The organism is Variovorax sp. P4_B11, from assembly GCF_056402355.1.
The window spans coordinates 42,092-63,751 of the sequence record NZ_JBFUHO010000009.1; the positions used below are offsets into that span (position 1 = coordinate 42,092).

Consider the following 21,660-nt stretch of genomic DNA (forward strand, 5'->3'; position numbering starts at 1 on the left):
ACAGGCAGGCAGGCGGGGTGAATCCGCCGGGGGCTTGGTCTATAGTCCCCTGCTTCCATGAAGCATCTGTTGAATTTGCTTGCGGCGGTGGCGCTGCTGGTATGGGGCACCCATCTCGTTCGCACCGGCGTCCTGCGCGTCTTCGGGGCCAACCTGCGCAGGATCCTGGTCCACAGCATGCGCAACCGCTTCACGGCGGCCCTCTCGGGCATCGGCGTGACGGCCCTGGTGCAATCCAGCACCGCGACCTCCCTGATGACCTCGTCCTTCGTCGGCCAGGGCCTGGTGACGCTGCCGGCCGCGCTGGCCGTGATGCGCGGCGCCGACATCGGCACGGCCTTGATGTCGGTGCTGTTCTCGGCCGACCTGTCCTGGCTGTCGCCGCTCTTCATCTTCGTCGGCGTGGTGCTGTTCATCACGCGGCCGTCGAGCGTGGCCGGCCGGGTCGGACGGGTGCTGATCGGACTGGGCCTGATGCTGCTCGCACTGCAGCTGGTGGTGGCGGCCACCGGCCCGCTGTTCGAGGGCCAGGCGATGCGCGAGCTGCTGGGCAGCCTGGGCAGCGACGTGCTGCTCGAGATCACGATCGGCGCCGCGCTCTCGATCGTCGCCTACTCCAGCCTGGCGGTCGTGCTGCTGGTGGCCGCGATGGCCAGCTCGAACGTGGTGCCGCTCGATGTGGCGATGGGCCTGGTGCTCGGCGCCAACCTGGGCAGCGGCCTGCTGGCGGTGCTGACCACGGCCAAGTCGGTGGTCTCGGTGCGCCAGGTCACGGTCGGCAACCTGGTCTTCAAGCTGCTCGGCGTGGCGATCGCGGCGCCTTTCGTCGGCCTTTGGCTGCGCGAGGTCAGGCCCTACATCTCGGACGCCACGCAATTCGTCGTGCTGTACCACCTGGCCTTCAACGTGCTCGTGAGCGTCGGCTTCATCGGGCTCACCAATTGGGTTGCCAAGCTGGTGACCCGCCTGCTGCCCGTGCCTGTCGAAGCGGCGGCCACGCAGCGGCCGCAGCACCTGGACCCCTCGGCCCTGTCGACGCCGACGCTGGCCATCTCGAACGCCGCGCGCGAGGCGCTGCACCAGGCCGACGTGGTCGAGACCATGCTGATCGGCGTGCTCGGCGTGATCCGCAACAACGACCTGCGCCTGGCCCAGGAGCTGCGCAAGCTCGACGACACGGTCGACCAGCTGTACTCGGCCATCAAGTACTACATGACGAAGATCTCGCGCGAGGCCCTGGGCGAAGAGGAGAGCCGGCGCTGGACCGACATCATCAGCTTCACCATCAACATGGAGCAGATCGGCGACATCATCGAGCGCGTGATCATCGACATCGAGGACAAGAAGATCAAGCCGCAGCGCAATTTCTCCGAGGCCGGCATGCGCGAGATCGTCGAACTGCACGAGCGCCTGGTGGCCAACCTGCGGCTCAGCATGAGCGTCTTCCTGAACGGCAGCGTGCGCGACGCCCAGAGGCTGCTCGAGGAGAAGGCGCGCTTCCGAGACCTGGAACGCGCCTACGCCACCACCCATCTCGGGCGCCTGTCGGACCAGACCACGCTGAGCATCGAGACCAGCTCGCTGCACATCGACCTGATCAGCGACTTGAAGCGCATCAACTCGCACATCTGCTCGATCGCCTACCCGATCCTCGAGTCGGCCGGCGCGCTGGCCCCGACCCGCATGCGCGAATCGCGGCTGAATGCACTTTAGCTCGCCCCCAGGTTGCCCCGCACTTCGTGTCGGGGCAACCTGGGGGCGAGCTACAAAGTGAAGATCGTGCAGCCAGTGGTCTTGCGCGCCTCGAGATCGCGGTGCGCCTGCTGCACGTCGGCCAGGGCGTAACGCTGGTCGATCGGGATCTTTACGGCGCCGCTCTCGACCACCGCGAACAGCTCGTCGGCCATCGCCTGCGTGCTTTCGCGCGTGGCGATGTGCGTGAACAGGGTCGGACGCGTGACGTAGTAGGAGCCCTTGGCCAGCGTGCCGAGGTTGAAGGCCGCCACGGGGCCCGAGCCGTTGCCGAAGACCGCCAGCAGGCCGAAGGGCCGCAGGCAGGCCAGCGAGCCCTCGAAGGTGTCCTTGCCGACCGAGTCGTAGGCCACCTTGACTCCCATGCCACCGGTGATCTCCTTCACGCGCTCGGCGAAGTTCTCGGTGCTGTAGTTGATCGCGTGTGCAGCCCCGTGGGCCAGCGCGAGCCGGCACTTGGCATCGGTGCCGGCGGTGCCGATCAGTTGGAGTCCCAGCGCCTTGGCCCATTGGCAGGCGATCAGTCCGACGCCGCCGGCCGCGGCATGGAACAGGATGAAGTCGCCGGGCTGCAGGCCTTCGGCGGGCAGCGTCTTCTTGAGCAGGTACTGCGTCGTCAGGCCCTTCAGCATCATCGCGGCGCCGGTCTCGAAGGAGATCGCCTCGGGCAGCTTGCAGACGTTCTTGGCCGGCATGACGCGCAGCTCGCAATAGGAGCCGGGCGGTGCGCTGGCATAGGCCGCGCGGTCGCCGGCCTTCAGGTGCGTGACGCCCTCGCCCACCGCCTCCACCACGCCCGAGGCTTCCATGCCGAGCTGCAGCGGCATCGGGAACGGATAGAGACCGCTGCGCTGGTAGGTGTCGATGAAGTTCAGGCCGACCGCCTTGTGGCGGATCCGGATCTCGCCCGGGCCGGGATCTCCGACCTCGACCTCGACAATCTTGAGTTCCTCGGGACCGCCGTTGCGGTCGATGCGCACTGCCTTGCTCTTGCTCATGGGGTTGGCTCCTGATACGGCACGAAATGCCAAGCTGCCTATGCTGCCACGCCAACGACTCGCCGTGTCGTGGCCAGCGCAGCCAGGCCCGTTGGTGAAACACCGCGGAACTGGCTTCGCCAGGCCGCTGGTGTTGCCCCCGGTAGGGGGTGGGCGCCGGACACGAAGTGCCGGCAACCTGGGGGCGAGCCTAATACGTTCCGGGATAGGCCCCGCCGTCGGCCAGCACGTTCTGGCCGGTGACGTAGGCGGCATGCACGCTGCAGAGGAAGGCACAGATGGCGCCGAATTCCGCCGGCGTGCCGAAGCGGCCCGCCGGTATGTTCTTCTGCCGGCTGGCGCGGATGGCGTCGATGTCCTGGCCGGTCTTCTTGGCCGCCCCCCCCAGCGTGCCCTTGAGCCGGTCGGTGTCGAAGGAGCCCGGCAGCAGGTTGTTGAGCGTCACGCCCTTGGCCGCGAGACCGGTACGCGCAACGCCGGCAATGAAGCCGGTGAGCCCGCTGCGCGCGCCGTTGCTGAGGCCGAGGATGTCGATCGGCGCCTTCACCGAGCTCGAGGTGATGTTGACGATGCGCCCGAAGCCGCGCGCCGCCATGCCGTCGACCGTGGCCTTGATCAGCTCGATCGGCGTCAGCATGTTGGCGTCCAGCGCCTTGATCCAGGCCTCGCGGTCCCAGTCGCGGAAATCGCCGGGCGGCGGGCCACCGGCATTGGTGACCACGATGTCGTAGTCGGCGTGCGCAGCGAAGGCCGCGGCACGGCCATCGGGGGTCGTGATGTCGGCCGCCACATGCTTGACGAAGGGCTTGGCCGCGCTGGCCGCCGCCGTGGCCTGCAGGCTCCTTGCCGCCACCTCGAGCGCCTCGGCGCCGCGCGCCACGACCACCAGGTTGACGCCCTCGCGCACCAGCGCTTCGGCGCAGCCGTAGCCCAGTCCCTTGCTGGCGCCGCACACCAGTGCCGTCCTGCCTGCGATTCCCAGATCCATGTTGATTCCTTCGGGCTCAGCGCCCCATTCGCGTGAAGACAAAAATGCCGGTGATGACCAGCACCGTGCCGGCCGCGATCCAGGCGGTGAAGGGCTCGCCGAGCAGCAGCACCCCCATCAGGATCGTCGACATCGGCCCGACCATACCCGTTTGCGCCGCCATCGCGGGGCCGATGCGCTCGATCGCCATCATGACGGCGAGGACAGGCACGGCGGTGCACAACGTGGCGTTGAGCACCGACAGCCAGATCACCTCGGTCGCCACCTCGAAGGCCGCGCCCATCGGCCGCAGCAGCAGGAACTGGGCGATGCACAGCAGGCAGGCCACGCTGGTGGCCAGCCCGACCAGCCGCAGAGAGCCGAGCCGCTTGACGAACTCGCCGCTGGCGACCAGGTAGATCGCATAGCTCACCGCGCTCAGGAACACCAGGAAGGCGCCCCACGCGGCCGCCGCGCTCTGGCCCAGGCTGAGCTCGTGGCCGAACACCAGGAGCACGCCCGAATAGCTGATGGCCATGCCGGCGAACTGCCAGCGCGTGATGCGCCGCCGGTAGACGATCCAGCCGAACAGCAGCACCAGCGTCGGATTGAGGTACAGGATCAGCCGCTCGAGGCTGGCCGTGACGTAGGCCAGCCCGGCGAAGTCGAGGAAGCTCGACAGGTAGTAGCCCGAGAAGCCGAGCCCGACCACGCCAAGCCAGTCGCGCCGCGTGAGCGCCGGCTTGCCGCGCCCCGCCCACCACGCCATGAGCGCGAACAGCGGCAGCGCGAACAGCATGCGCAGCATGATCAGCGTCACGGCATCGACGCCGTAGCGATAGGCCAGCTTGACGATGATCGCCTTGCCGCTGAAGGCGATCGCGCCGAAGGTGGCGAGCGCCAGTCCCGGCGCGAGGCTCTTGCGTGCGGCCAGGTGGGCCCCACGCTCCGTCACTGCGTGTACTCGCTGCCCCCCGAGGGGGCCGCAGGCCGCCTTGGGAGCGTCCCGGCGCCGGCCTGAGCCTCGCTGTCGGAGATCCTCCCGTCCCAGGCCATCTAGAACCCGGCAGCCAGGCCGTCGCGGCGCGCGTCGCTGGCCGCAACGTAGCCTTCGACCGCCGGGTCTCCCGCGCGCCAGATGAACTGGCCGGCACCGAAGTCCTGGTAGGAGTCGTTGATGACGTCGACCTTGTGGCCGAGCGCGGACAAGCCTTGCACGGTGGCCGGCGCCATCGCCGCCTCGACGTTGATCTCGAGCCCCGCGTTGAAGCGCCAGCGCGGCGCATCGCAGGCCGCCTGCGGGTTCTGCTGGTAGTCGAGCATGCGCACCAGCGTCTGCATGTGGCCCTGCGGCTGCATGTTGCCGCCCATCACGCCGAAGCTCATCACCGGCGCGCCGTCCTTCGTGAGGAAGGCCGGGATGATGGTGTGGAACGGGCGCTTGCCGGGCGCCACGAGGTTCGGGCTGCCGTCTTTCAGGCTGAAGCCGTGGCCGCGGTTCTGCAGGCTGATGCCGAACTCGGGCTCGACGCAGCCCGAGCCGAAGCCCATGTAGTTGCTCTGGATGAAGCTCACCATCATGCCGCTCTCGTCGGCCGCCGTCAGGTAGATGGTGCCGCCCTTGACCGGGTTGCCCGCCTTGAAGTCCTGCGCCTTGTTCACGTCGATGAGTTTGGCACGCGAGGCGAGGTAGGCGCCATCGAGCATTTGCAGCGGTGTCACCTCCATCGACGATGGCTCGGACACGTAGCGGTAGGTGTCAGCGAAGGCCAGCTTCATGGCCTCGATCTGCAGGTGCTGCGAGCGCACGGAGTCGACCGGGATCGAGCCGATGTCGAAGTGCTCGAGGATGCCCAGGGCGATCAGCGCCGCGATGCCCTGGCCGTTCGGCGGAATCTCGTGCAGCGTGTGGCCGCGGTAGTCCTGGGCGATCGGCTCGACCCACTCCGGCTTCCAGTTGGCAAGGTCGCTCGCCTTCAGGCTGCCGCCGTTCGCGCGCGAGAACTTCTCCAGCGCCGCAGCGATTTCACCGCCGTAGAAGGCATCCCCCCGGGTCGCCGCGATGGCCTTGAGGGCGCGCGCCGCGGCCGGAAAGCGGAACAGCTCGCCGACCTCCGGCGCCCGGCCCCAGGGCAGGAAGCTCTGCACGAAGCCAGGCTGCGACCGCAGGATCGGGGTCGCGGCGGCCCACTTCTGCCGCACCACCGGCGGCATCAGGTAGCCGCGCTCGGCGATCTCGATCGCCGGCGCCATGAGGTCCGCGAAAGGCAGCTTGCCGAAGCGCTCGGACAACGCGACCCAGCCGCCCACTGCGCCCGGCACCGTGACCGAATCCATGCCGCGCATCGGCGGCGTGGCGGCGTCGGCGCCGTGCTTCTTGCGGAAATAGTCGGGCGTCCAGGCCGCGGGCGCGCAGCCCGAGGCATTGAGGCCGTGCAGCTTCTGGCCGTCCCACAGGAGGCAGAAGGCATCGCTGCCCAGGCCGTTGCTGACCGGCTCGACCAGCGTCATGACCGCCGCGGTCGCGACCGCGGCATCGACCGCGTTGCCGCCTTGCTGAAGGATGCGCAGGCCGGCCTGGGCCGCCAGCGGATGCGAGGTCGATACGACGTTGCGGGCGAAGACCGGGATGCGGGTCGAGGTGTAGGGGTTGGCGTAGTCGAATTTCATGTCAGTCCCCTGTGATCTTGCGTTCGGTGATGATCTTCTTCCACTTGGCGGCGTCTTCCGCCACCATGCTCGCGAGCTGCGCCGGCGTGCTGGTGGTGGGTTCGATGCCCAGCCGTGCCAGCTTGTCGCGCACTTCCGGGTCGCTCAGCGACTGGTTGGCGGCGCTGTTGATGCGGGTCACGAGATCGGCCGGCAGGCCCTTCGGGCCGTAGAGGCCGAACCAGGTATTCGACTCGAAGCCCGGCAGCACCTCGGCGATCGGCGGCAGTTCCGGCGCCAGCGGGCTGCGCTTCAGCGTCGTCACACCCAGCGCCCGCAACCGGCCGTCGCGCACGTGCGGCATGCCGGTCGGCAGCGAATCGAACAGCACGTCGACCTTGCCCGTGATCAGGTCGGGAATCGCCAGCGCGGTGCCCTTGTACGGGATGTGCGTGACGAAGACGCCGGCCTGCGACTTGAAGAGCTCGGCCGTGAGCTGCACGATGGTGCCGTTGCCGCTCGACGCGTAGTTGAGCTTGCCCGGGTTCTTCTTCGCGTAGTCGATCCACTCGCGCACCGTCCTGGCCGGCGAGTTGTTGGGCACCAGCATGATGCTGGGCGCATCGCCCACGTGCGCGATCGGGGTGAAGTCGTGCACCGCGTCGTAGGGCAGCTTCGGGTTGATCGCCGGGCCGATGGAGTGCGTGCTGGTGGTGGCCAGCAGCAGGGTGTAGCCATCGGGCGCCGCCTTGGCCGCGGCGTCGGAGCCGATCGCGCCGCCGGCGCCGGGCTTGTTGTCGATCACCAGCGTGGTGCCGAGCTTCTCGCCCATCTTCTGCGACAGCGTGCGCGCGAACAGGTCGGTGGCGCCGCCGGCCGGGAAGGGCACGATCAGGCGGATCGGCTTGCTTGGATAGCCTTGTGCCAGGCTGGCGGGCGATGCGGCCACGCAAAGCACGGCGGCACAGGCCTGAAGGAACCGGATTCGTTTCATGGGCTGGATTCTGTCCCTGTGGAGATGAAATCGAATGCTATGCAAGGGCAGGACATCAAGCCAGATAATCCGGCTTATCGAACTATAAATACGGCTCATGACGAGGAACGCCACCGAAGAGATCTCCCTGCAACAGCTCCGGGCCCTGTCGGCGGTGGCCGAAACGAGCAGCTTCACCCTGGCTGCGGAGGCGCTGCAGCTCACGCAGCCGGCGATCAGCCATTTGATCAAGCGCATGGAGCACGAGCTCGGGCAGCCGCTGGTGGTGCGCGGCCGCCGCATCCGGATGACCAATGCGGGCCAGATGATGGTCGATACCGCCGTGCGCGCGCTGCGCCTGATCGATGAGTCCGTCGACGCCTGCCGGTCGCAGTCCGAACTGCGGGAGGGGCGCGTGGTACTGGCGGTGGGCCATCTCACGGCCGGCGCCCTGCTGCCGCCGCTGCTGGGCCGTTTCTCGCAGCAGCACCCGGCGCTGGCGACGGCGCTGATGGACAGCACGGCCGAGCAGATGATCTCGCGCATCCTTTCGCAGGAAGCCGACCTGGGCTTCGGCTCGGACATCGGCCAGAAACACTCGGAGCTGGCCACAGAGCCGCTGTTCAGCGAGCGCATGGCACTCTTCGTGCGCGAGGACCATCCGCTGGCCCAGCGGGTGGTGATCGATGCCAGGCACCTCGATGCATTGCCCTTCATCCACGTCAATCCGGATGCCAACATCTGGCGCTCGGTCAGCCGCCAGCTGTCGAGCGTGGCCAACGTGTACCCGCGCGTGGTGCACCACGTGTCGATGCTGTCGACCGCCTTCGGCCTGATCCAGGCCGGCGCCGGCGTGGCGCTGCTGCCGCGCTATGTGGAAGTCCTGATGCCCGGCAACCTGCGTGCGGTGGCGGTGACGCGCCCGACGCTGGAGTACCCGGTGGTCGCGGTGCGGCTGGCCAAGCATCCGCTCAACCCTGCGGCGATGGCCTTCCTCGCCATGGCCCGGCAGCATATGAAGCCGCCTCGGGCACCCAGGCCCTGAAAGCGAAAACGGCAGCCGAGGCTGCCGTTCTTCAGGGGTGCGAGAACCGGGTCAGTCCTCGACGAAGGCTTCTTCCCGCTTCGATTTCACAGCCGGGAGCAACACGATGATCAGCAGCAGCAACGCCGCCGCCAGCAGGCCCGCCGAGATCGGCCGCGTCACGAAGACGATCCAGTCGCCGCGCGACAGCAGCAGCGCACGGCGCAGGTTCTCTTCCATCATCGGCCCGAGGATGAAGCCCAGCAGCAGCGGCGCCGGCTCGCATCCCAGCTTGAAGAAGGCGTAGCCGATGAAGCCGAAGGCCGCCACCATCCAGATGTCGAAGGTGTTGTTGTTGGTCGAGTACACGCCGATCGCGCAGAACAGCACGATCGCCGGGAACAGGTACTTGTAGGGCACCGACAGCAGCTTGATCCACATGCCGATCAGCGGCAGGTTCAGGATGATCAGCATCGCGTTGCCGAGCCACATCGAGGCGATCAGGCCCCAGAACAGCTCCGGGTTGCTGGTCATGACCTGCGGGCCGGGCTGGATGTTGTGGATCGTCATCGCGCCGACCATCAGCGCCATCACCGCGTTGGGCGGAATGCCCAAGGTCAGCAGCGGGATGAAGGAGGTCTGGGCGCCGGCGTTGTTGGCCGATTCGGGCGCCGCCACGCCGCGGATATTGCCCTTGCCGAAGGGCACTTCGCCCGGATGCAGCTTGGTCTTCTTCTCGATCGTGTAGGCCGCGAAGGCCGCCAGCAGCGCACCGCCGCCGGGCAGGATGCCGAGCGCCGCGCCGAGCGCCGTGCCGCGCAGCACCGCGGGCGTCATGCGCTTGAAGTCTTCCTTGGTCGGGAACAGGCCGGAGACCTTGGCGGTGAACACTTCGCGGTCTTCTTCGGGCCGCGACAGGTTGGCGATGATTTCGCCGTAGCCGAACACGCCCATCGCGATGGCGACGAAGCCGATGCCGTCGGTCAGTTCGGGGATATCGAAGCTGAAGCGCGCCACGCCCGAATTCACGTCGGTGCCGACCAGGCCCAGCAGCAGGCCCAGCACGATCATCGCGATCGCCTTGAGCAGGGAGCCCGAGGCCAGCACCACGGCGCCGATCAGGCCGAGGATCATCAGCGAGAAATACTCGGCCGGGCCGAACTTGAAGGCCAGTTCGGTCAGCGGCGGCGCGAAGGCGGCCAGGATCAGCGTGCCGACGCAGCCGGCGAAGAAGGAGCCCAGGCCGGCCGCGGCCAGCGCGGGGCCCGCCCGCCCCTTGCGCGCCATCTGGTAGCCGTCGATGACGGTCACCACCGAGGACGATTCACCCGGCAGATTGACCAGGATGGCGGTGGTGGAGCCGCCGTACTGGGCGCCGTAGTAGATGCCGGCCAGCATGATCAGCGCGGAGACCGGCGGCAGCGCGTAGGTCGCCGGCAGCAGCATCGCGATGGTGGCGACCGGGCCGATGCCCGGCAGCACGCCGATCAGCGTGCCCAGGATACAGCCGACCAGACAGTACAGCAGGTTGGTGAAGGTGAACGCGACACCGAAGCCGAGAGAGAGGTTGTTGAGAAGTTCCATTTGCCAGTCCTCAGCCCGTGATGAAGGTGGGCCACACCTGGATTTGCAGCTTGAGCGCCCAGATGAAGGCGACGTAGCTGCCGACGGCCAGCACGCTGGCGAGGATCAGCACCTTGGGCAGGTTGAACTCGCTGCCCGCCAGGCTGGAGATGATGACCAGCGCGTAGATCGCGATGATCATGCCCATCGCCGGCACGCCCACGCTCGGCAGGCCGCCGAGCAGCACGCCGAAGGCGAGGTTGGCGCCGAGAATGTAAGCCACCTGCTTCCAGGCCCACTTGCCGATCATCTCGCCGTCCTCGGTCTCGACCGTGAGGCCGGTGAACATGATCACCAGGCCGATGACGGCCATGAGGATGCCGAGCATCAGCGGGAAGTAGCCGGGGCCCATGCGGGCGCCGTTGCCGACGCTGTAGGTCGTCGCTCCCCATGCGAAGGCGACTCCCACGACGGCGAACATCACCCCCGAGAAGAAGTCTTTCTGACTCTTGATTTTCACGAACAGTCTCCACGAAAAAACTCGATCGGAGATTGTGTGGTCAGGTGGCAGTCAGCTCGATGTGGATTCCACCTATCGGGGATTCAGGGTAATCCCTGAAGCCTACTCCAGGGGCGGGGTCGCGCTCAGCACTTCCTCGATGGTGGTCACGCCCTCCGCCACCCGCAACGCGCCCGCCAGCCGCAGCGGCCGCATGCCGTCGACCACCGCCTGCCGGCGCAAGCCGACGAGGTTCGGCTCCTTGGTGACCAGCGCCTTGAACTCCTCGCTGATGCTGAGCAGCTCGTACAGCCCCATGCGCCCCATGTACCCGGTCATGCGGCAATCGACGCAGCCGACCGGCTTGTAGGCCCGCACCGAGCCGTTGATCTGCCAGGGCTTGACGAACTCGGCCAGCTTCTCGCGCGTGATCGACGCGTCCGGCTCCTTGCAATGCGGGCACAGCGTGCGCACCAGCCGCTGGGCCAGCACGCCGAGCATCACGGCGTTGATCAGGTAGGAGGGCACGCCGAGCTCCATCATCCGCGTGATCGCGCTCGGCGCGTCGTTGGTGTGAAGGGTGCTGAAGACCAGATGGCCCGTGAGTGCCGCCTGCACCGCCATCTCGGCCGTGGCGAGGTCGCGGATCTCGCCCACCATGATGATGTCCGGATCCTGCCGCATCAGCGCCCGCAGGCCCTCGATGAAGCCGAAGTCGAGCTGGTGTTGCACCTGCGTCTGGTTGAACGAGGGCTCGATCATCTCGATCGGATCTTCGACCGTGCTGACGTTGACCTGCTCGGTGGCGACGCGCTTGAGCGTCGAATACAGCGTGGTGGTCTTGCCCGAGCCGGTCGGCCCGGTCACCAGGATGATGCCGTGCGGCCGCGTCACCAGCTTCTCCCAGCGCTGGGCGTCGTGCTGGGCGAAGCCGAGGGCGTCGAGGTCCTTGACCGCGGTGTCGGGGTCGAAGATCCGCATCACCATCTTCTCGCCGAAGGCGGTGGGCAGCGTCGACAGCCGCATCTCGACCTCGTCGCCGCGCAGGTTGCGGGTCTTGATGCGGCCGTCGAGCGGGCGCCGCTTCTCGACCACGTCCATGCGGCCGAGCAGCTTGATGCGCGCCACCATCGCGTTCATCACGCCCATCGGCATCTGGTAGGCCGGGTGCAGCACGCCGTCGATGCGGAAGCGGATCACGCCCTGGTCGCGCCGCGGCTCGAGGTGGATGTCGCTGGCGCGCTGGTCGAAGGCGTACTGCCACAGCCAGTCGACCACCTGCACCACGCTCTGGTCGTTGGCGTCGAGCTGCTTGTTGCTCTTGCCGAGCTCGACCAGCTGCTCGAAGCTGGCGCCGCCGGTGTTGCCGCCGGCCTTCTGTGCCGCCCGCACCGATTTGGCAAGAGCGAAGAATTCGGCCGTGTAGCGCTGAATGTCGGTCGGGTTGGCGACCACGCGGCGCACCGCGCGGCGCGACTGGCGCTCGACCTCGGCGATCCAGTCGGTCAGGAAGGGCTCGGCCGTGGCCACCACCACCTCGCTTGGCGTCACCTGCACCGGCAGCACCTTGTGCCGCTCGGCATAGGCTGCGCTCATCGTGTCGGCCACCTTGCCGACATCGACCTTCAGCGGATCGATGCGCAGGTAGGCGAGCCCGGCCCGGCCGGCCAGCCACTGCGTGAGCATCTCGAGATCGAGCGGCTTGCCGTCGCTCTCGCGTGTCATCGCGACGTTGGCCAGCCGCACCAGCGGCGCCTGGCGGCTCTCGGCCTGGGCGCAGCGCGCCAGCGTGCGCTTGGCCTCGACCGGCGAGATCAGGCCGTCCTTGGCCAGCCATTCGATCAGGTGGCGCAGGACCAGCGGGCCTTCGTGGCGCGGCGAAGAGGGCAAGACGACAGCATTCATATCGAACTCAAAGCGAAGTTTGTTCCAGAAACACCGTGGAACCGGCTATGCCGGGCCACTGGTGTTGCCCCCGGCGAGGGGGTGGGCGGGCTACACGAAGTGAGCCCAACCTGGGGGTGCGCTCACTCCATCGGTTTGAATACCCGCAGCCACTTCGGTGCAGGCAGGCCCCAGCGAGTCTGGATGCTTTGGGCCCGATCGGCAAGCGCGGGGCGCTTCGGACGGCTGGCGCTCGCCTGGGCCAGCACCACCGTGTTGCCTTCGCGCGTCGGCTTGAAGGCCCAGACCGCCTCGGCGCCGAAGGCGGCCGTGATCTTCTCGAGGCTGCGCTCGTAGCTCGAGGAGCGGCCGAAGAGATTGACCGTCATGGCGCCGTCCTCGGTCAGCAAGGCGCGGCAGTCGGCATAGAAGTCTTCGCTGTCGAGTACCGGTGCGGCCGCCTCGTGGTCGTACAGGTCGACCTGCAGCGCATCGACCGTGCCGAGCCAGCGCGGCTTGCGAATCTCGGCGGCGGCATCGGCGACCACGACCTCGAGCTTGGCATCGTCGGCCGGCAGCTTGAACCAGCCTCGGCAGGCCGCCACCACCTGCGGATTGAGCTCGACCGCGGTAGTGCGCATGCGCAAGGTCTTGCGACAGAACTTGGTCAGGCTGGCGGCACCCAGGCCGAGCTGCATCGCGTGACGCTGGGCAACGCCGGCCGGATCGGCGAACAACAGCCAGACCATCATGCGCTGCACGTATTCGAGCTCGATCTCGAAGGGCGCATCGAGCTTCATCGAGCCCTGCACCCACTCGGTGCCGAGGTGCAGATAGCGGACATCGCCCCAGTCGGAAAAATTGACCTCGGGAAGGGAGACTTTCATGGAATGACCAGATACCTTTCAAACACCTCGCGCCAGGCCTGGACCTTGCGATCGAAGCTCCAGCTCGCATTGGCCGGGCTCGACGACGGCAGCCGATGCACCGGCACCCCGATCGCCCGCGTGTGCCGCGCGTGCCGGAAGCTCTCGCCGCCGTTGTGCGCGATGGCCGCGAGCCAGGGCAGCCGCAGGCTCGCGATGTCGTTCGCCACCGGGTCGCGGATCGCCGAATCGAGGCTTCCCTCGCGCTCGCAGCTGGCATACACGTCCCACACGCCGAGACCGCGGTCGAGCAGCCACCTGCTACGCTTTTGATAGCTATCTTCGCCCACTGGCAGCGGGTTTCCGGGCCACAGCGCCTGCAAAATTCTCCAGAAATGATTCTGCGGGTGCGCATAATACTGCTGCTGCGCAATCGACCGGGCCCCAGGAAAGCTGCCGAGTATCAACAAGGCAGTGTTCTCGGAAACGATCGGCGCAAGCCCCGTGAGCACGGCCTTGACGTCGTCTGGGCGCGAAGCCGGCTTATTCATCACGAACGCTGCACGGCCTGCCGAAGCACCGGCACCCGCGAGGAGAAGAAATGAATTCGGAAGCGATCTGGATTTTCCTGACGACGCAAGGCGTGGATTTTGGCCTGAAAGTGATCGGCGCCCTGATTGCCTGGGGCGTCGGCCGCTGGTTGATCGGCCTGGCGCAGCGCCTGGTCGCCAAGGCCCTCGAGCGCGGCAAGCGCATGGACCCGACCCTGAGCCACTACCTGGTCTCGATCCTCGGCGTGCTGCTCAATATCGTCCTGATCCTTTCGATCCTCGACATGTTCGGGGTCCGCACGACCTCGTTCGCGGTGCTGCTGGCCGGCGCCGGCCTGGCGATCGGCACGGCATGGGGCGGCCTGCTGACGCACTTCGCCGCCGGGATCTTCCTGCAGGTACTGCGACCGTACCGGGTCGGCGACTACGTCACGGTGGGCGGCGGCATCAACGGCACCGTCAAGGAACTGGGCCTGTTCGGCACCACGCTGGTCACGCCCGACAATGTGGTCACCACGGTGGGCAACAACAAGGTGCTCTCGGATCCGATCCAGAACTTCAGCCAGTTGCCGTTCCGCCGGGTCGACGCCACGGCCAAGATCGCCAACGGGGTCGACGTGAACCAGGCGATCGCATTGCTCAAGGCCGCGGTCAGCCAGATCCCGAATGTCTCGACCGAGCAGCCGCCCGACGTCGAGATCCTGCAATTCACGCCCGAAGGACCGCTGCTCGCCGTGCGGCCCTACACCCACACCGACCACTACTGGCAGGTGTACTTCGACACTCACAAGGCGGTCGTCAAGACTTTCGGCGCCGCCGGCTACCCGACGCCCGAAACGCCTCTGGTGCATCGGAACATCCAGCCACCGGCCACTGCATGAAAAAACCCGCCGCGGCGGGTTTTCATTGGGGCTGCGAGAGCGCCGGTGCGCGCGCTCAGGGCTTCTTGGCGGCTTCGCCCTTGGCGGCTTCGTTCTGGACCGTGCCCGGGATCTTCTCGCCGATCTTGTCGCCCACCTTGCGGGTCCCAGAAGCGGCATCGGAAGCCACGTCGTCGATCGCCTTGCCGGTCGCCTTGGCCCCCTTCTCGGTCGCATTCACGGCCTTCTTGGTGCCGCTCTTGGTGGCATCCCAGGCCTTCTCGGTGCCTTCCTTGGTCTTGTCCCAGGCCTTCTCGCCTGCGTTTTCCGCCTTCTGGGTGGTGCTCGGGGCCGTGGTTTGCGCAATCGCCGACGCGCCGACGCAGGCGAGGGCCAGCGCCAGGGCGGCCGGCAGGGTGCGAACGATGGATGAGTTCATGGAAAAGCTCCTTGTTGAGTTGGCGTGACTGGCTTGCCACTGGAATGCAACGACTGCACGAACCCGAAGGATGACACCAAAGACCCGTGCCGCGCCCCTGCGGGCCCAAGTCGGGGCATTCGCCTACGCCGCGCCCGGGCGTTCGGCCGACAGGCCCATCAGCGAAACGAGACGCGGCAGCGCGGCAGCCGCGTTGCGGGTGGTCGCTTCGGCCAGCGCCGATGCCTCGATGCCGCGCAGGCCTGCCACCACTTCGGCGATGCGCGGCAGCTCGCCGGGCTCGTTGCGCCCCTGCGACTCGCCCGCGACCCGCTGCGCCTGCGTCCGGTAGAGCCAGTGCGGCGGGATGTCGGGTGCGTCGGTCTCCATCACGATCGCCTCCAGCGGCAGCGTGGCGGCAAGCCGACGCAACTGCAAGGCGCGCTCGAAGGTCACGGCCCCGCCGAAGCCGAGCTTCAGGCCGAGTTGGACACAGGCCAGCGCCTGCTGCTCGCTGCCATTGAACGCATGCGCGATCCCCTGCCAGCGCTGGCCGGGCGCCACCCGGCGCAGGTGCTTCAGCACCTTGTCCACCGATCGGCGGACATGGATGATGACCGGCAGCCCGTGCTTGCGCGCCAACTGCAACTGAGTGTGAAAAAAGCGCTCCTGCTTGTCGGCGTCCAGGCCCGGGTCGAAGTAGTCGAGGCCGATCTCGCCGACCGCCACCAGGCGCGGGTCGTCGCGTCGGCGGACGAGTTCCTCGTCGAGCAGCGCGAGGTCCTCGTCGCGCGCAGCGCCGGTGCACAGCGGATGGATGCCGAGCGCGTAGGCATCGCCCTGCCGATGCGCAAGCTCGCGCACCGTCCCGAAGTTGAAGGCGGCGACCGCGGGGATGACGCAGAGCGCGACGCCGGCACGCTGCGCACGGGCCCGGACCTGGGGCATTTCCGATCCGAATTCGGGCGCATCGAGGTGGCAATGGGTGTCGACGAAGATGGCCATCGCGCGATGATGCCCGAAGGGATGCAAGGCGGCGGAAAGCGTGCTACCGTGATTCCTACAGCGACTCTCTTTTGCACGGAGGTGCCCGATGCGCAGGCCTGCTTTCTACAGCCGCTCGCCCCGAGGGCCGCAGGATGCGGCCGAGCCCGGCACGCCCACCGACGCCACCGAGGTCCAGGCCACCGCCCGGCCTCCTGCGGCAGCCTGGCAGCCCGGCCGCCGCAGCTTCGGGCTGCTGCTGGCACTGGTCGTCGGCATGGGCGCCACCGGCGCCTACATGTGGCCGCGACAAGGAACGCAGGCGCTCACTCAGAAGGACATCGACGCGGCGGTCCTGCGCACCCTGCAGACGCAAGCCCTGCCCTCGGCCGCCGCCCGCGCCGCCGAGATCATCCGCCCCTCGGTGGTGCGCGTGGTGGGTTACGGCACCGAAAAGAACACGCTCGAGGCCAAGACCGAGAAGCGCGGCCGCAACATGGCCAAGGGCAAGCCGCCCGAGGCCACCGACGAAGTGGCCGGCAAGCAAGTGGAACGCGGCGTCGGCACCGGCGTCGTGATCGTCGACAAGGGCGTGATCCTGACCAATCTGCACGTGGTCGCAGGCGCCGAGACCATCAAGGTCACCTTCGCCGACGGCCTCGAGGCGCCGGCCATCATCACCGCCCTGCAGCCCGAGAACGACCTGGCCGTGCTGCAGGCACAGAAGCTGCCCGACGACCTGATCCCGGCCACCATGCGTTCGACCGCCGACCTGATGCCCGGCGACGAAGTGGTGGCGGTCGGCTTCCCCTTCGGCATCGGTCCCTCGGTGTCGGCGGGCGTGGTGTCCGGCCTCAACCGCTCTTTCCGCTCGCCCGAGGGCAAGCAGGAGCTCGGCAACCTGATCCAGTTCGATGCGGCCGCCAATCCCGGCAACTCGGGCGGCCCGCTGATCAACATGAGCGGCGAGGTGCTCGGCATCGTGACCGCCATCCTCAATCCGACCCAGCAGCGCACCTTCATCGGCATCGGCTTCGCCGTGCCGATCGAGAACGCCGCCTCCGCCGCCGGCTCGCCGCCCTTCTGACCCACCGACGAAAGCAATCCCCATGAGCACAGAGTTCGAATCGCCCTCCCCGGTCACGGCCGAGCTGATGGAGCAGATCCTCTATCAGGTGAAGCGCGTGGTGGTCGGCCAGGACCGATTTCTCGAACGGGTCATGGTGGCGATGCTGGCCGGGGGCCACCTGCTGGTCGAAGGGGTGCCGGGGCTGGCCAAGACGCTCACCGTCAAGACGCTGGCCGACACCGTGCGCGGCCGGTTCAAGCGGATCCAGTTCACGCCCGACCTGGTGCCGGCCGACCTGGTCGGGACCCGCATCTACAACCAGAAGACCGGCGACTTCAGCACCTCGCTCGGCCCGGTCTTCGCCAACCTGCTGCTGGCCGACGAAATCAACCGGGCGCCGGCCAAGGTGCAGAGTGCGCTGCTCGAGGTGATGCAGGAGCGCCAGGTGACCATCGCCGGCGAGACGCACAAGGTGCCGCGCCCCTTCCTCGTGATGGCGACGCAGAACCCGATCGAGACCGAAGGCACCTATCCCCTGCCCGAGGCCCAGGTCGACCGCTTCATGATGAAGGTGCTGGTCGACTACCCGAGCGACGAGGACGAGTTCGTCATCGTCGAGCGCGTGATCGGCCCGCCGGTCGAGGCCATGCCGGTTGCCACCACCGACCAGCTCGCCGTCCTGCAGGCCGAGGCCCAGCGCGTCTATGTCGACCCCTCGCTGATCCAGTACGCGGTCAAGCTGGTGTCGGCCACGCGCACGCCCGAGAAGCACGGCCTGAAGGACATGCGGCGCTTCATCACCTTCGGCGCCAGCCCGCGCGCCAGCATCAACCTGACCCAGGGCGCACGCGCGCTGGCCCTGCTGCGCGGACGCAGCTATGCGCTGCCCGAGGACATGATCGCACTGGTGCCAGACGTGCTGCGCCACCGGGTCACGCTGTCCTACGAGGGCCTGTCCGAGGGCCTCACGCCCGACAGCCTGGTCGACCGCATCATGCGGGCCGTGCCCGCGCCTGCCAAGCCGCTCGAGCATGAAAAGCTGGTGGCCTAAGCGCGCGAAAGCCGCGAACGACGAGCAGCTCGCGGCCGCCGACGCCGCGGCCAGCGGCGTCGAGCGCGCGCTGCGCCGGCTCGAGTGGACCGTGATCCGCCGGCTCGACGGCCTGCTGCAGGGGGACTACCGCACCCTGATGCGCGGCACCGGCCTCGACCTGGCCGACCTGCGCGAATACCAGCACCATGACGACGTGCGCCACATCGACTGGAACGTCACGGCACGGCTGCAGACGCCGCACGTGCGCGTCTTCACCGAAGACCGCGAGATGGCTGCCTGGTTCGTGCTCGACCTGAGCCGCTCGGTCGACTTCGGCTCCGGCATCAAGGCCAAGCGCGAGATCTCGGCCGGCTTCGTCGGCGTCATCGCCCGCCTGCTGACGCGACACGGCAATCGCGTCGGCGCCATGGTCTACGGCAACGACATCGAAGCCGTGATCCCGCCGCGCACCGGCCGGCGCCACGTGCTGCACCTGCTGCACGCGATGGAGCGCCGCTCGGCCGAGCGCACGCCCGACCAGAAGGGCATGACCCGGCTGGCCGACCTGCTCCAATCCGCCGCGGTGCTGATGCCGCGCCGCTCGACCGTGTTCGTGGTCTCCGACTTCGTTTCCGAGCCTGGCTGGGAACGACYGATGTCGCACCTGGTGCAGCGCCACGACGTCGTGGCGGTGCGCCTGTTCGATCCGCTCGAGCTCGAGCTGCCCGACCTCGGCCTGGTGCCGCTGCGCGATGCCGAGACCGGCGAGCAGCTCTGGGTCGACACTCACGACGCCGGCTTCCGCAAGCGCTTCGCGCGCATCGCCGCCGATCGGGAGGCCCACCTGCGCGAGTCACTGGCGAAGATCGGCGTCGATGCCCTCGAGCTCTCGACCGCCGACGACCTGGTCGAAGCCATCGTGCGCTTCGCCGACATGCGCAAGCGCCGCGTGCGTCGTGGACAATCGAACTCCAGTACGGTGGCCGCATGAACTTCCTCTGGCCTCAATTCCTCTGGCTGCTGCTGGCGGTGCCGCTGCTGGTGCTGCTGTACCTCTGGCTCATCCGGCGCAAGAAAAAGCTGGCGCTGCGCTATGCCAGCCTGTCGATCGTGCGCGAGGCCATGAGCGCAGGTCAGAGCGTGCGGCGCCACATCCCGCCGCTGCTGTTCCTGCTGGCGCTGACCGCGATGCTGATCGCTGCCGCGCGGCCGATGGCGGTGGTGGTGCTGCCGTCGAACCAGCAGACCATCATCCTCGCGATGGACGTCTCGGGCAGCATGCGCGCAGCCGACGTGCAGCCGAACCGGCTGGTCGCCGCGCAGGAGGCAGCCAAGAGCTTTCTGAAGGAGCTGCCACGCACCGTCAAGGTCGGCATCGTCGCCTTCGCGGGGAGCGCGCAGGTGGCGCAGCTGCCGACCACCAACCGCGAAGACCTGGTCACGGCGATCGACTCCTTCCAGCTGCAGCGGGCGACCGCCACGGGCAACGCGATCGTGGTCTCGCTGGCGACGCTGTTCCCGGACGCCGGCATCGACATCTCCGATTTCGCCCCCAAGAGCCGCCAGACCGGCGTCGCCATCGAGCGCGCCGGCAAGCCGCCGCCGAAGGAGTTCACGCCGGTCGCGCCCGGCTCCTACACCTCGGCCGCGATCATCATGCTGACCGACGGCCAGCGTACCACCGGCGTCGATCCGCTCGATGCGGCCAAGGTGGCGGCCGACCACGGTGTCCGTGTCTACACGGTCGGCATCGGCACGGTGGACGGCGAAACCATCGGCTTCGAGGGCTGGTCGATGCGGGTGCGGCTCGACGAGGAAACACTCAAGGCGATCGCCAACAAGACCCAGGCCGAGTACTTCTATGCGGGCACCGCGAACGACCTCAAGAAGGTCTACAACACGCTGAGTTCGCGGCTCACGGTCGAGAAGAAGGAGACCGAGATCTCGGCCCTCTTCGCGATGGGCGCCGCGGCGCTCGCGCTGCTGTCGGCCGGCCTTTCGCTGCTCTGGTTCAACCGCATTCTCTGAATCCGCCCGTGCGGGGCGTTGTCGTGCAGCTGAGCCGCGCGATGGCGACGTCCTGGGCCGCCGACGGTCTGCGCCTCAGCCCATCTGCAGCAGGATGTCGCGGACGCGGTCCAGCGACGGGTCGATGTCCTCGGTGGCAATCACGCCAAAGCCGAGCATCAACCCCTGCCGTGGCTCGGTGAAGCCGTAGAACGGGTCGAGCGGATAGAGGCCGACATCGACGCGCCGTGCCAGGCGCAGCAGCATGTCCATGTCGACCGGGTGCCTGCACAGGGCCGCCAGATGGATGCCGGCGGTGGCCGGCACCAGCTCGAACCAGGGCGCGAGGTCGCCTGCGAAGCGCCGCATGATGCGTTCGCGCCGCTCGGCATAGACCGCGTGGCAGCGCCGGATGTGCTTGTGCAGGTCGCCATCGGCGATGAACTTGGCGAGCGCGCACTGGGCCGGCGTCGCGGTGTGCCAGTCGCTCAGGTGCTTGGCCACGCCGACCGCCTCGAGGATCGCCTGCGGCGCGATCAGGTAGCCCAGCCGAAGCTCGGGCGACAGCGTCTTCGAGAAACTGCCGACGAAGGCCACGCAACCCTTCGTGTCCATGTTCTGCAGCGAGTCGGCGGGCCGGCCCTCGTAGCGGAACTCGCAGTCGTAGTCGTCCTCGATGACGATGGCGCCGATCGCGTGGGCGCGCGCCAGCAGCGCCTCGCGGCGGCGCGGACTCATCGGCATGCCGAGCGGGAACTGGTGCGCCGGCGTCACGTAGACCAGGCGCGTGCCTTCCGGGATCCGGTCGGCCTGCATGCCCTCGCCATCGACCGGGATGCCGACCACTTCGGCGCCCTGGGCTGCGAACAGCTGCCGGGCCGGTGGATAGCCCGGCTCCTCGACCGCCACGGTGCAGCCCGGGTCGACCAGCACGCGGGCCACCAGGTCGAGTGCCTGCTGGGCGCCCTGGGTGACGACGATGTCGTCGACACCGCAGCGCACGCCGCGCGAGAAGGCGGCGTGGCGCGCGATCGCGTCGCGCAGCACCGGCAGGCCCTCCGCCGGGCCATAAAGGCCTCGCGAGCGCGCACCTTCACGCAGCGCATGGAGCACACAGCGGCGCCAGTCGGCGTGCGGAAACAGGCTGCGCGCCGGGGCGCCGCCGATGTACTCGTAGCGCGAGTGGCCGGCCGGGGCCGGGTGGCGCAGCGGCGTGTCCATGCGGCGCCAGCGCTCGACGGTGGCCAGGCCCGCCAGGGCCGGGCTCGCGGCCGGGACGCCGGTCGGCCGCAGGTCCTCCGCCACGTAGGTGCCGCTGCCGACGCGGCCGACCAGCAGCTTGTCGAAGCTCAGTCGGGCATAGGCCTCGGCCACCGTCTTGCGCGACAGTCCGAGCTGTTCCGCGAGCAGGCGCGACGGCGGCAGCTTCTCGCCCGCAGCGAGCCGGCCGGCGCGGATCGCATCCCTCAGTTGCCGGACCAGCTGTCCGGTCAGGTCCTTGTCACCGTCGATGACGACGTGCAGTTCCATGCGATTGGTCTCCTGCAAATGGCTCGGATTGGA

The 21,660-nt window shown here is 68.1% G+C and carries 20 protein-coding genes; 7 read left to right on the forward strand and 13 right to left on the reverse strand.

The genetic code is table 11. The features are described from left to right. Positions 1–57 precede the first annotated feature (57 nt). Positions 58–1,713 (forward strand): Na/Pi cotransporter family protein, encoded by a 1,656-nt coding sequence (locus AC1DYD_RS11435; protein ID WP_478172854.1) that lies wholly within the window; start codon positions 58–60, stop codon positions 1,711–1,713. Between the two features lie 50 nt (positions 1,714–1,763). Here AC1DYD_RS11435 and AC1DYD_RS11440 read toward each other — a convergent pair whose 3' ends face one another. From AC1DYD_RS11440 to AC1DYD_RS11460, 5 genes are all read right to left on the reverse strand, one after another. After that, positions 1,764–2,750, reverse strand: a complete 987-nt coding sequence (locus tag AC1DYD_RS11440; protein WP_478172855.1) for a quinone oxidoreductase family protein — start codon at positions 2,748–2,750, stop codon at positions 1,764–1,766. A gap of 190 nt (positions 2,751–2,940) precedes the next feature. Further along, the gene (locus AC1DYD_RS11445; protein ID WP_478172856.1) at positions 2,941–3,738 is read right to left on the reverse strand and encodes an SDR family oxidoreductase; all 798 of its coding nucleotides are present in this window, start codon (positions 3,736–3,738) and stop codon (positions 2,941–2,943) included. A 16-nt stretch (positions 3,739–3,754) separates the two neighbouring features. Then, a complete protein-coding gene (locus AC1DYD_RS11450) occupies positions 3,755–4,672 on the reverse strand; it encodes a DMT family transporter (protein ID WP_478172857.1) in 918 nt (305 codons plus the stop codon). A 101-nt stretch (positions 4,673–4,773) separates the two neighbouring features. Further along, entirely contained in the window at positions 4,774–6,387 is a 1,614-nt protein-coding gene (locus tag AC1DYD_RS11455; protein ID WP_478172858.1) for a gamma-glutamyltransferase family protein, read from the reverse strand. A gap of 1 nt (position 6,388) precedes the next feature. Next, entirely contained in the window at positions 6,389–7,360 is a 972-nt protein-coding gene (locus AC1DYD_RS11460) for a Bug family tripartite tricarboxylate transporter substrate binding protein (RefSeq protein ID WP_478172859.1), read from the reverse strand. 97 nt (positions 7,361–7,457) lie between these two features. Here AC1DYD_RS11460 and AC1DYD_RS11465 point away from each other — a divergent pair, with 97 nt between their 5' ends. Then, on the forward strand, positions 7,458–8,384 hold the full coding sequence (locus tag AC1DYD_RS11465; RefSeq protein WP_478172860.1) for a LysR family transcriptional regulator: 927 nt from the start codon (positions 7,458–7,460) through the stop codon (positions 8,382–8,384). 51 nt (positions 8,385–8,435) lie between these two features. On the opposite strand, the gene AC1DYD_RS11470 is transcribed toward AC1DYD_RS11465, so the two are convergent. The 5 genes from AC1DYD_RS11470 to AC1DYD_RS11490 form a co-directional block, all read right to left on the reverse strand. After that, the gene (locus AC1DYD_RS11470) at positions 8,436–9,947 is read right to left on the reverse strand and encodes a tripartite tricarboxylate transporter permease (RefSeq protein WP_478172861.1); all 1,512 of its coding nucleotides are present in this window, start codon (positions 9,945–9,947) and stop codon (positions 8,436–8,438) included. A gap of 10 nt (positions 9,948–9,957) precedes the next feature. After that, on the reverse strand, positions 9,958–10,446 hold the full coding sequence (locus tag AC1DYD_RS11475; RefSeq protein ID WP_478172862.1) for a tripartite tricarboxylate transporter TctB family protein: 489 nt from the start codon (positions 10,444–10,446) through the stop codon (positions 9,958–9,960). Between the two features lie 102 nt (positions 10,447–10,548). After that, positions 10,549–12,330 carry a type IV pilus assembly ATPase TfpB gene (tfpB, locus tag AC1DYD_RS11480; protein WP_478172863.1) on the reverse strand — a complete coding sequence of 594 codons (1,782 nt, stop codon included), beginning with the start codon at positions 12,328–12,330 and terminating at the stop codon, positions 10,549–10,551. Between the two features lie 122 nt (positions 12,331–12,452). Beyond that, a complete protein-coding gene (locus AC1DYD_RS11485) occupies positions 12,453–13,196 on the reverse strand; it encodes a class I SAM-dependent methyltransferase (RefSeq protein ID WP_478172864.1) in 744 nt (247 codons plus the stop codon). Then, complete coding sequence (locus tag AC1DYD_RS11490) at positions 13,193–13,726, reverse strand: DNA-deoxyinosine glycosylase (RefSeq protein ID WP_478172865.1); 534 nt, start codon at positions 13,724–13,726, stop codon at positions 13,193–13,195. The genes AC1DYD_RS11485 and AC1DYD_RS11490 overlap by 4 nt, the downstream gene beginning before the upstream one ends. Before the next feature lie 50 nt (positions 13,727–13,776). Here AC1DYD_RS11490 and AC1DYD_RS11495 point away from each other — a divergent pair, with 50 nt between their 5' ends. Then, positions 13,777–14,607, forward strand: coding sequence for a mechanosensitive ion channel family protein (locus tag AC1DYD_RS11495; protein WP_478172866.1), 831 nt, complete (start codon positions 13,777–13,779; stop codon positions 14,605–14,607). Positions 14,608–14,662: 55 nt separating this feature from the next. Here the strand turns inward: AC1DYD_RS11495 and AC1DYD_RS11500 are convergent, their stop codons facing one another. Then, positions 14,663–15,025 (reverse strand): hypothetical protein, encoded by a 363-nt coding sequence (locus AC1DYD_RS11500; RefSeq protein WP_478172867.1) that lies wholly within the window; start codon positions 15,023–15,025, stop codon positions 14,663–14,665. A gap of 123 nt (positions 15,026–15,148) precedes the next feature. Continuing rightward, a complete protein-coding gene (locus tag AC1DYD_RS11505) occupies positions 15,149–16,009 on the reverse strand; it encodes a TatD family hydrolase (RefSeq protein ID WP_478172868.1) in 861 nt (286 codons plus the stop codon). 88 nt (positions 16,010–16,097) lie between these two features. Between AC1DYD_RS11505 and AC1DYD_RS11510 the strand changes: the two genes are divergently transcribed. Genes AC1DYD_RS11510 through AC1DYD_RS11525 form a run of 4 tightly spaced genes read left to right on the forward strand, consistent with a single transcriptional unit; the run spans position 16,098 to position 20,118 of the window. Beyond that, positions 16,098–17,075, forward strand: a complete 978-nt coding sequence (locus tag AC1DYD_RS11510) for a S1C family serine protease (RefSeq protein ID WP_478172869.1) — start codon at positions 16,098–16,100, stop codon at positions 17,073–17,075. 22 nt (positions 17,076–17,097) lie between these two features. Continuing rightward, entirely contained in the window at positions 17,098–18,108 is a 1,011-nt protein-coding gene (locus AC1DYD_RS11515) for an AAA family ATPase (RefSeq protein WP_478172870.1), read from the forward strand. Then, positions 18,089–19,081 (forward strand): DUF58 domain-containing protein, encoded by a 993-nt coding sequence (locus AC1DYD_RS11520; RefSeq protein WP_478172871.1) that lies wholly within the window; start codon positions 18,089–18,091, stop codon positions 19,079–19,081. The genes AC1DYD_RS11515 and AC1DYD_RS11520 overlap by 20 nt, the downstream gene beginning before the upstream one ends. Continuing rightward, the gene (locus tag AC1DYD_RS11525) at positions 19,078–20,118 is read left to right on the forward strand and encodes a VWA domain-containing protein (RefSeq protein WP_478172872.1); all 1,041 of its coding nucleotides are present in this window, start codon (positions 19,078–19,080) and stop codon (positions 20,116–20,118) included. Before AC1DYD_RS11520 ends, AC1DYD_RS11525 begins: the two co-directional genes overlap by 4 nt. 75 nt (positions 20,119–20,193) lie before the next feature. On the opposite strand, the gene pdxR is transcribed toward AC1DYD_RS11525, so the two are convergent. After that, positions 20,194–21,627: a MocR-like pyridoxine biosynthesis transcription factor PdxR gene (gene pdxR / locus AC1DYD_RS11530; protein ID WP_478172873.1), complete on the reverse strand. Its 1,434-nt coding sequence runs from the start codon at positions 21,625–21,627 to the stop codon at positions 20,194–20,196. Between the last annotated feature and the right edge of the window lie 33 nt (positions 21,628–21,660).

Coding starts and splice junctions, on each gene's coding strand:
- AC1DYD_RS11490 (WP_478172865.1), bottom strand. CDS start 13,726: ATGAATAAGCCGGCTTCGCGCCCAGACGACGTCAAGGCCGTGCTCACG.
- AC1DYD_RS11525 (WP_478172872.1), top strand. CDS start 19,078: ATGAACTTCCTCTGGCCTCAATTCCTCTGGCTGCTGCTGGCGGTGCCG.
- AC1DYD_RS11465 (WP_478172860.1), top strand. CDS start 7,458: ATGACGAGGAACGCCACCGAAGAGATCTCCCTGCAACAGCTCCGGGCC.
- AC1DYD_RS11510 (WP_478172869.1), top strand. CDS start 16,098: ATGCGCAGGCCTGCTTTCTACAGCCGCTCGCCCCGAGGGCCGCAGGAT.
- tfpB (WP_478172863.1), bottom strand. CDS start 12,330: ATGAATGCTGTCGTCTTGCCCTCTTCGCCGCGCCACGAAGGCCCGCTG.
- AC1DYD_RS11505 (WP_478172868.1), bottom strand. CDS start 16,009: ATGGCCATCTTCGTCGACACCCATTGCCACCTCGATGCGCCCGAATTC.
- AC1DYD_RS11440 (WP_478172855.1), bottom strand. CDS start 2,750: ATGAGCAAGAGCAAGGCAGTGCGCATCGACCGCAACGGCGGTCCCGAG.
- AC1DYD_RS11435 (WP_478172854.1), top strand. CDS start 58: ATGAAGCATCTGTTGAATTTGCTTGCGGCGGTGGCGCTGCTGGTATGG.
- AC1DYD_RS11515 (WP_478172870.1), top strand. CDS start 17,098: ATGAGCACAGAGTTCGAATCGCCCTCCCCGGTCACGGCCGAGCTGATG.
- AC1DYD_RS11495 (WP_478172866.1), top strand. CDS start 13,777: ATGAATTCGGAAGCGATCTGGATTTTCCTGACGACGCAAGGCGTGGAT.
- AC1DYD_RS11470 (WP_478172861.1), bottom strand. CDS start 9,947: ATGGAACTTCTCAACAACCTCTCTCTCGGCTTCGGTGTCGCGTTCACC.
- pdxR (WP_478172873.1), bottom strand. CDS start 21,627: ATGGAACTGCACGTCGTCATCGACGGTGACAAGGACCTGACCGGACAG.
- AC1DYD_RS11445 (WP_478172856.1), bottom strand. CDS start 3,738: ATGGATCTGGGAATCGCAGGCAGGACGGCACTGGTGTGCGGCGCCAGC.
- AC1DYD_RS11500 (WP_478172867.1), bottom strand. CDS start 15,025: ATGAACTCATCCATCGTTCGCACCCTGCCGGCCGCCCTGGCGCTGGCC.
- AC1DYD_RS11460 (WP_478172859.1), bottom strand. CDS start 7,360: ATGAAACGAATCCGGTTCCTTCAGGCCTGTGCCGCCGTGCTTTGCGTG.
- AC1DYD_RS11485 (WP_478172864.1), bottom strand. CDS start 13,196: ATGAAAGTCTCCCTTCCCGAGGTCAATTTTTCCGACTGGGGCGATGTC.
- AC1DYD_RS11455 (WP_478172858.1), bottom strand. CDS start 6,387: ATGAAATTCGACTACGCCAACCCCTACACCTCGACCCGCATCCCGGTC.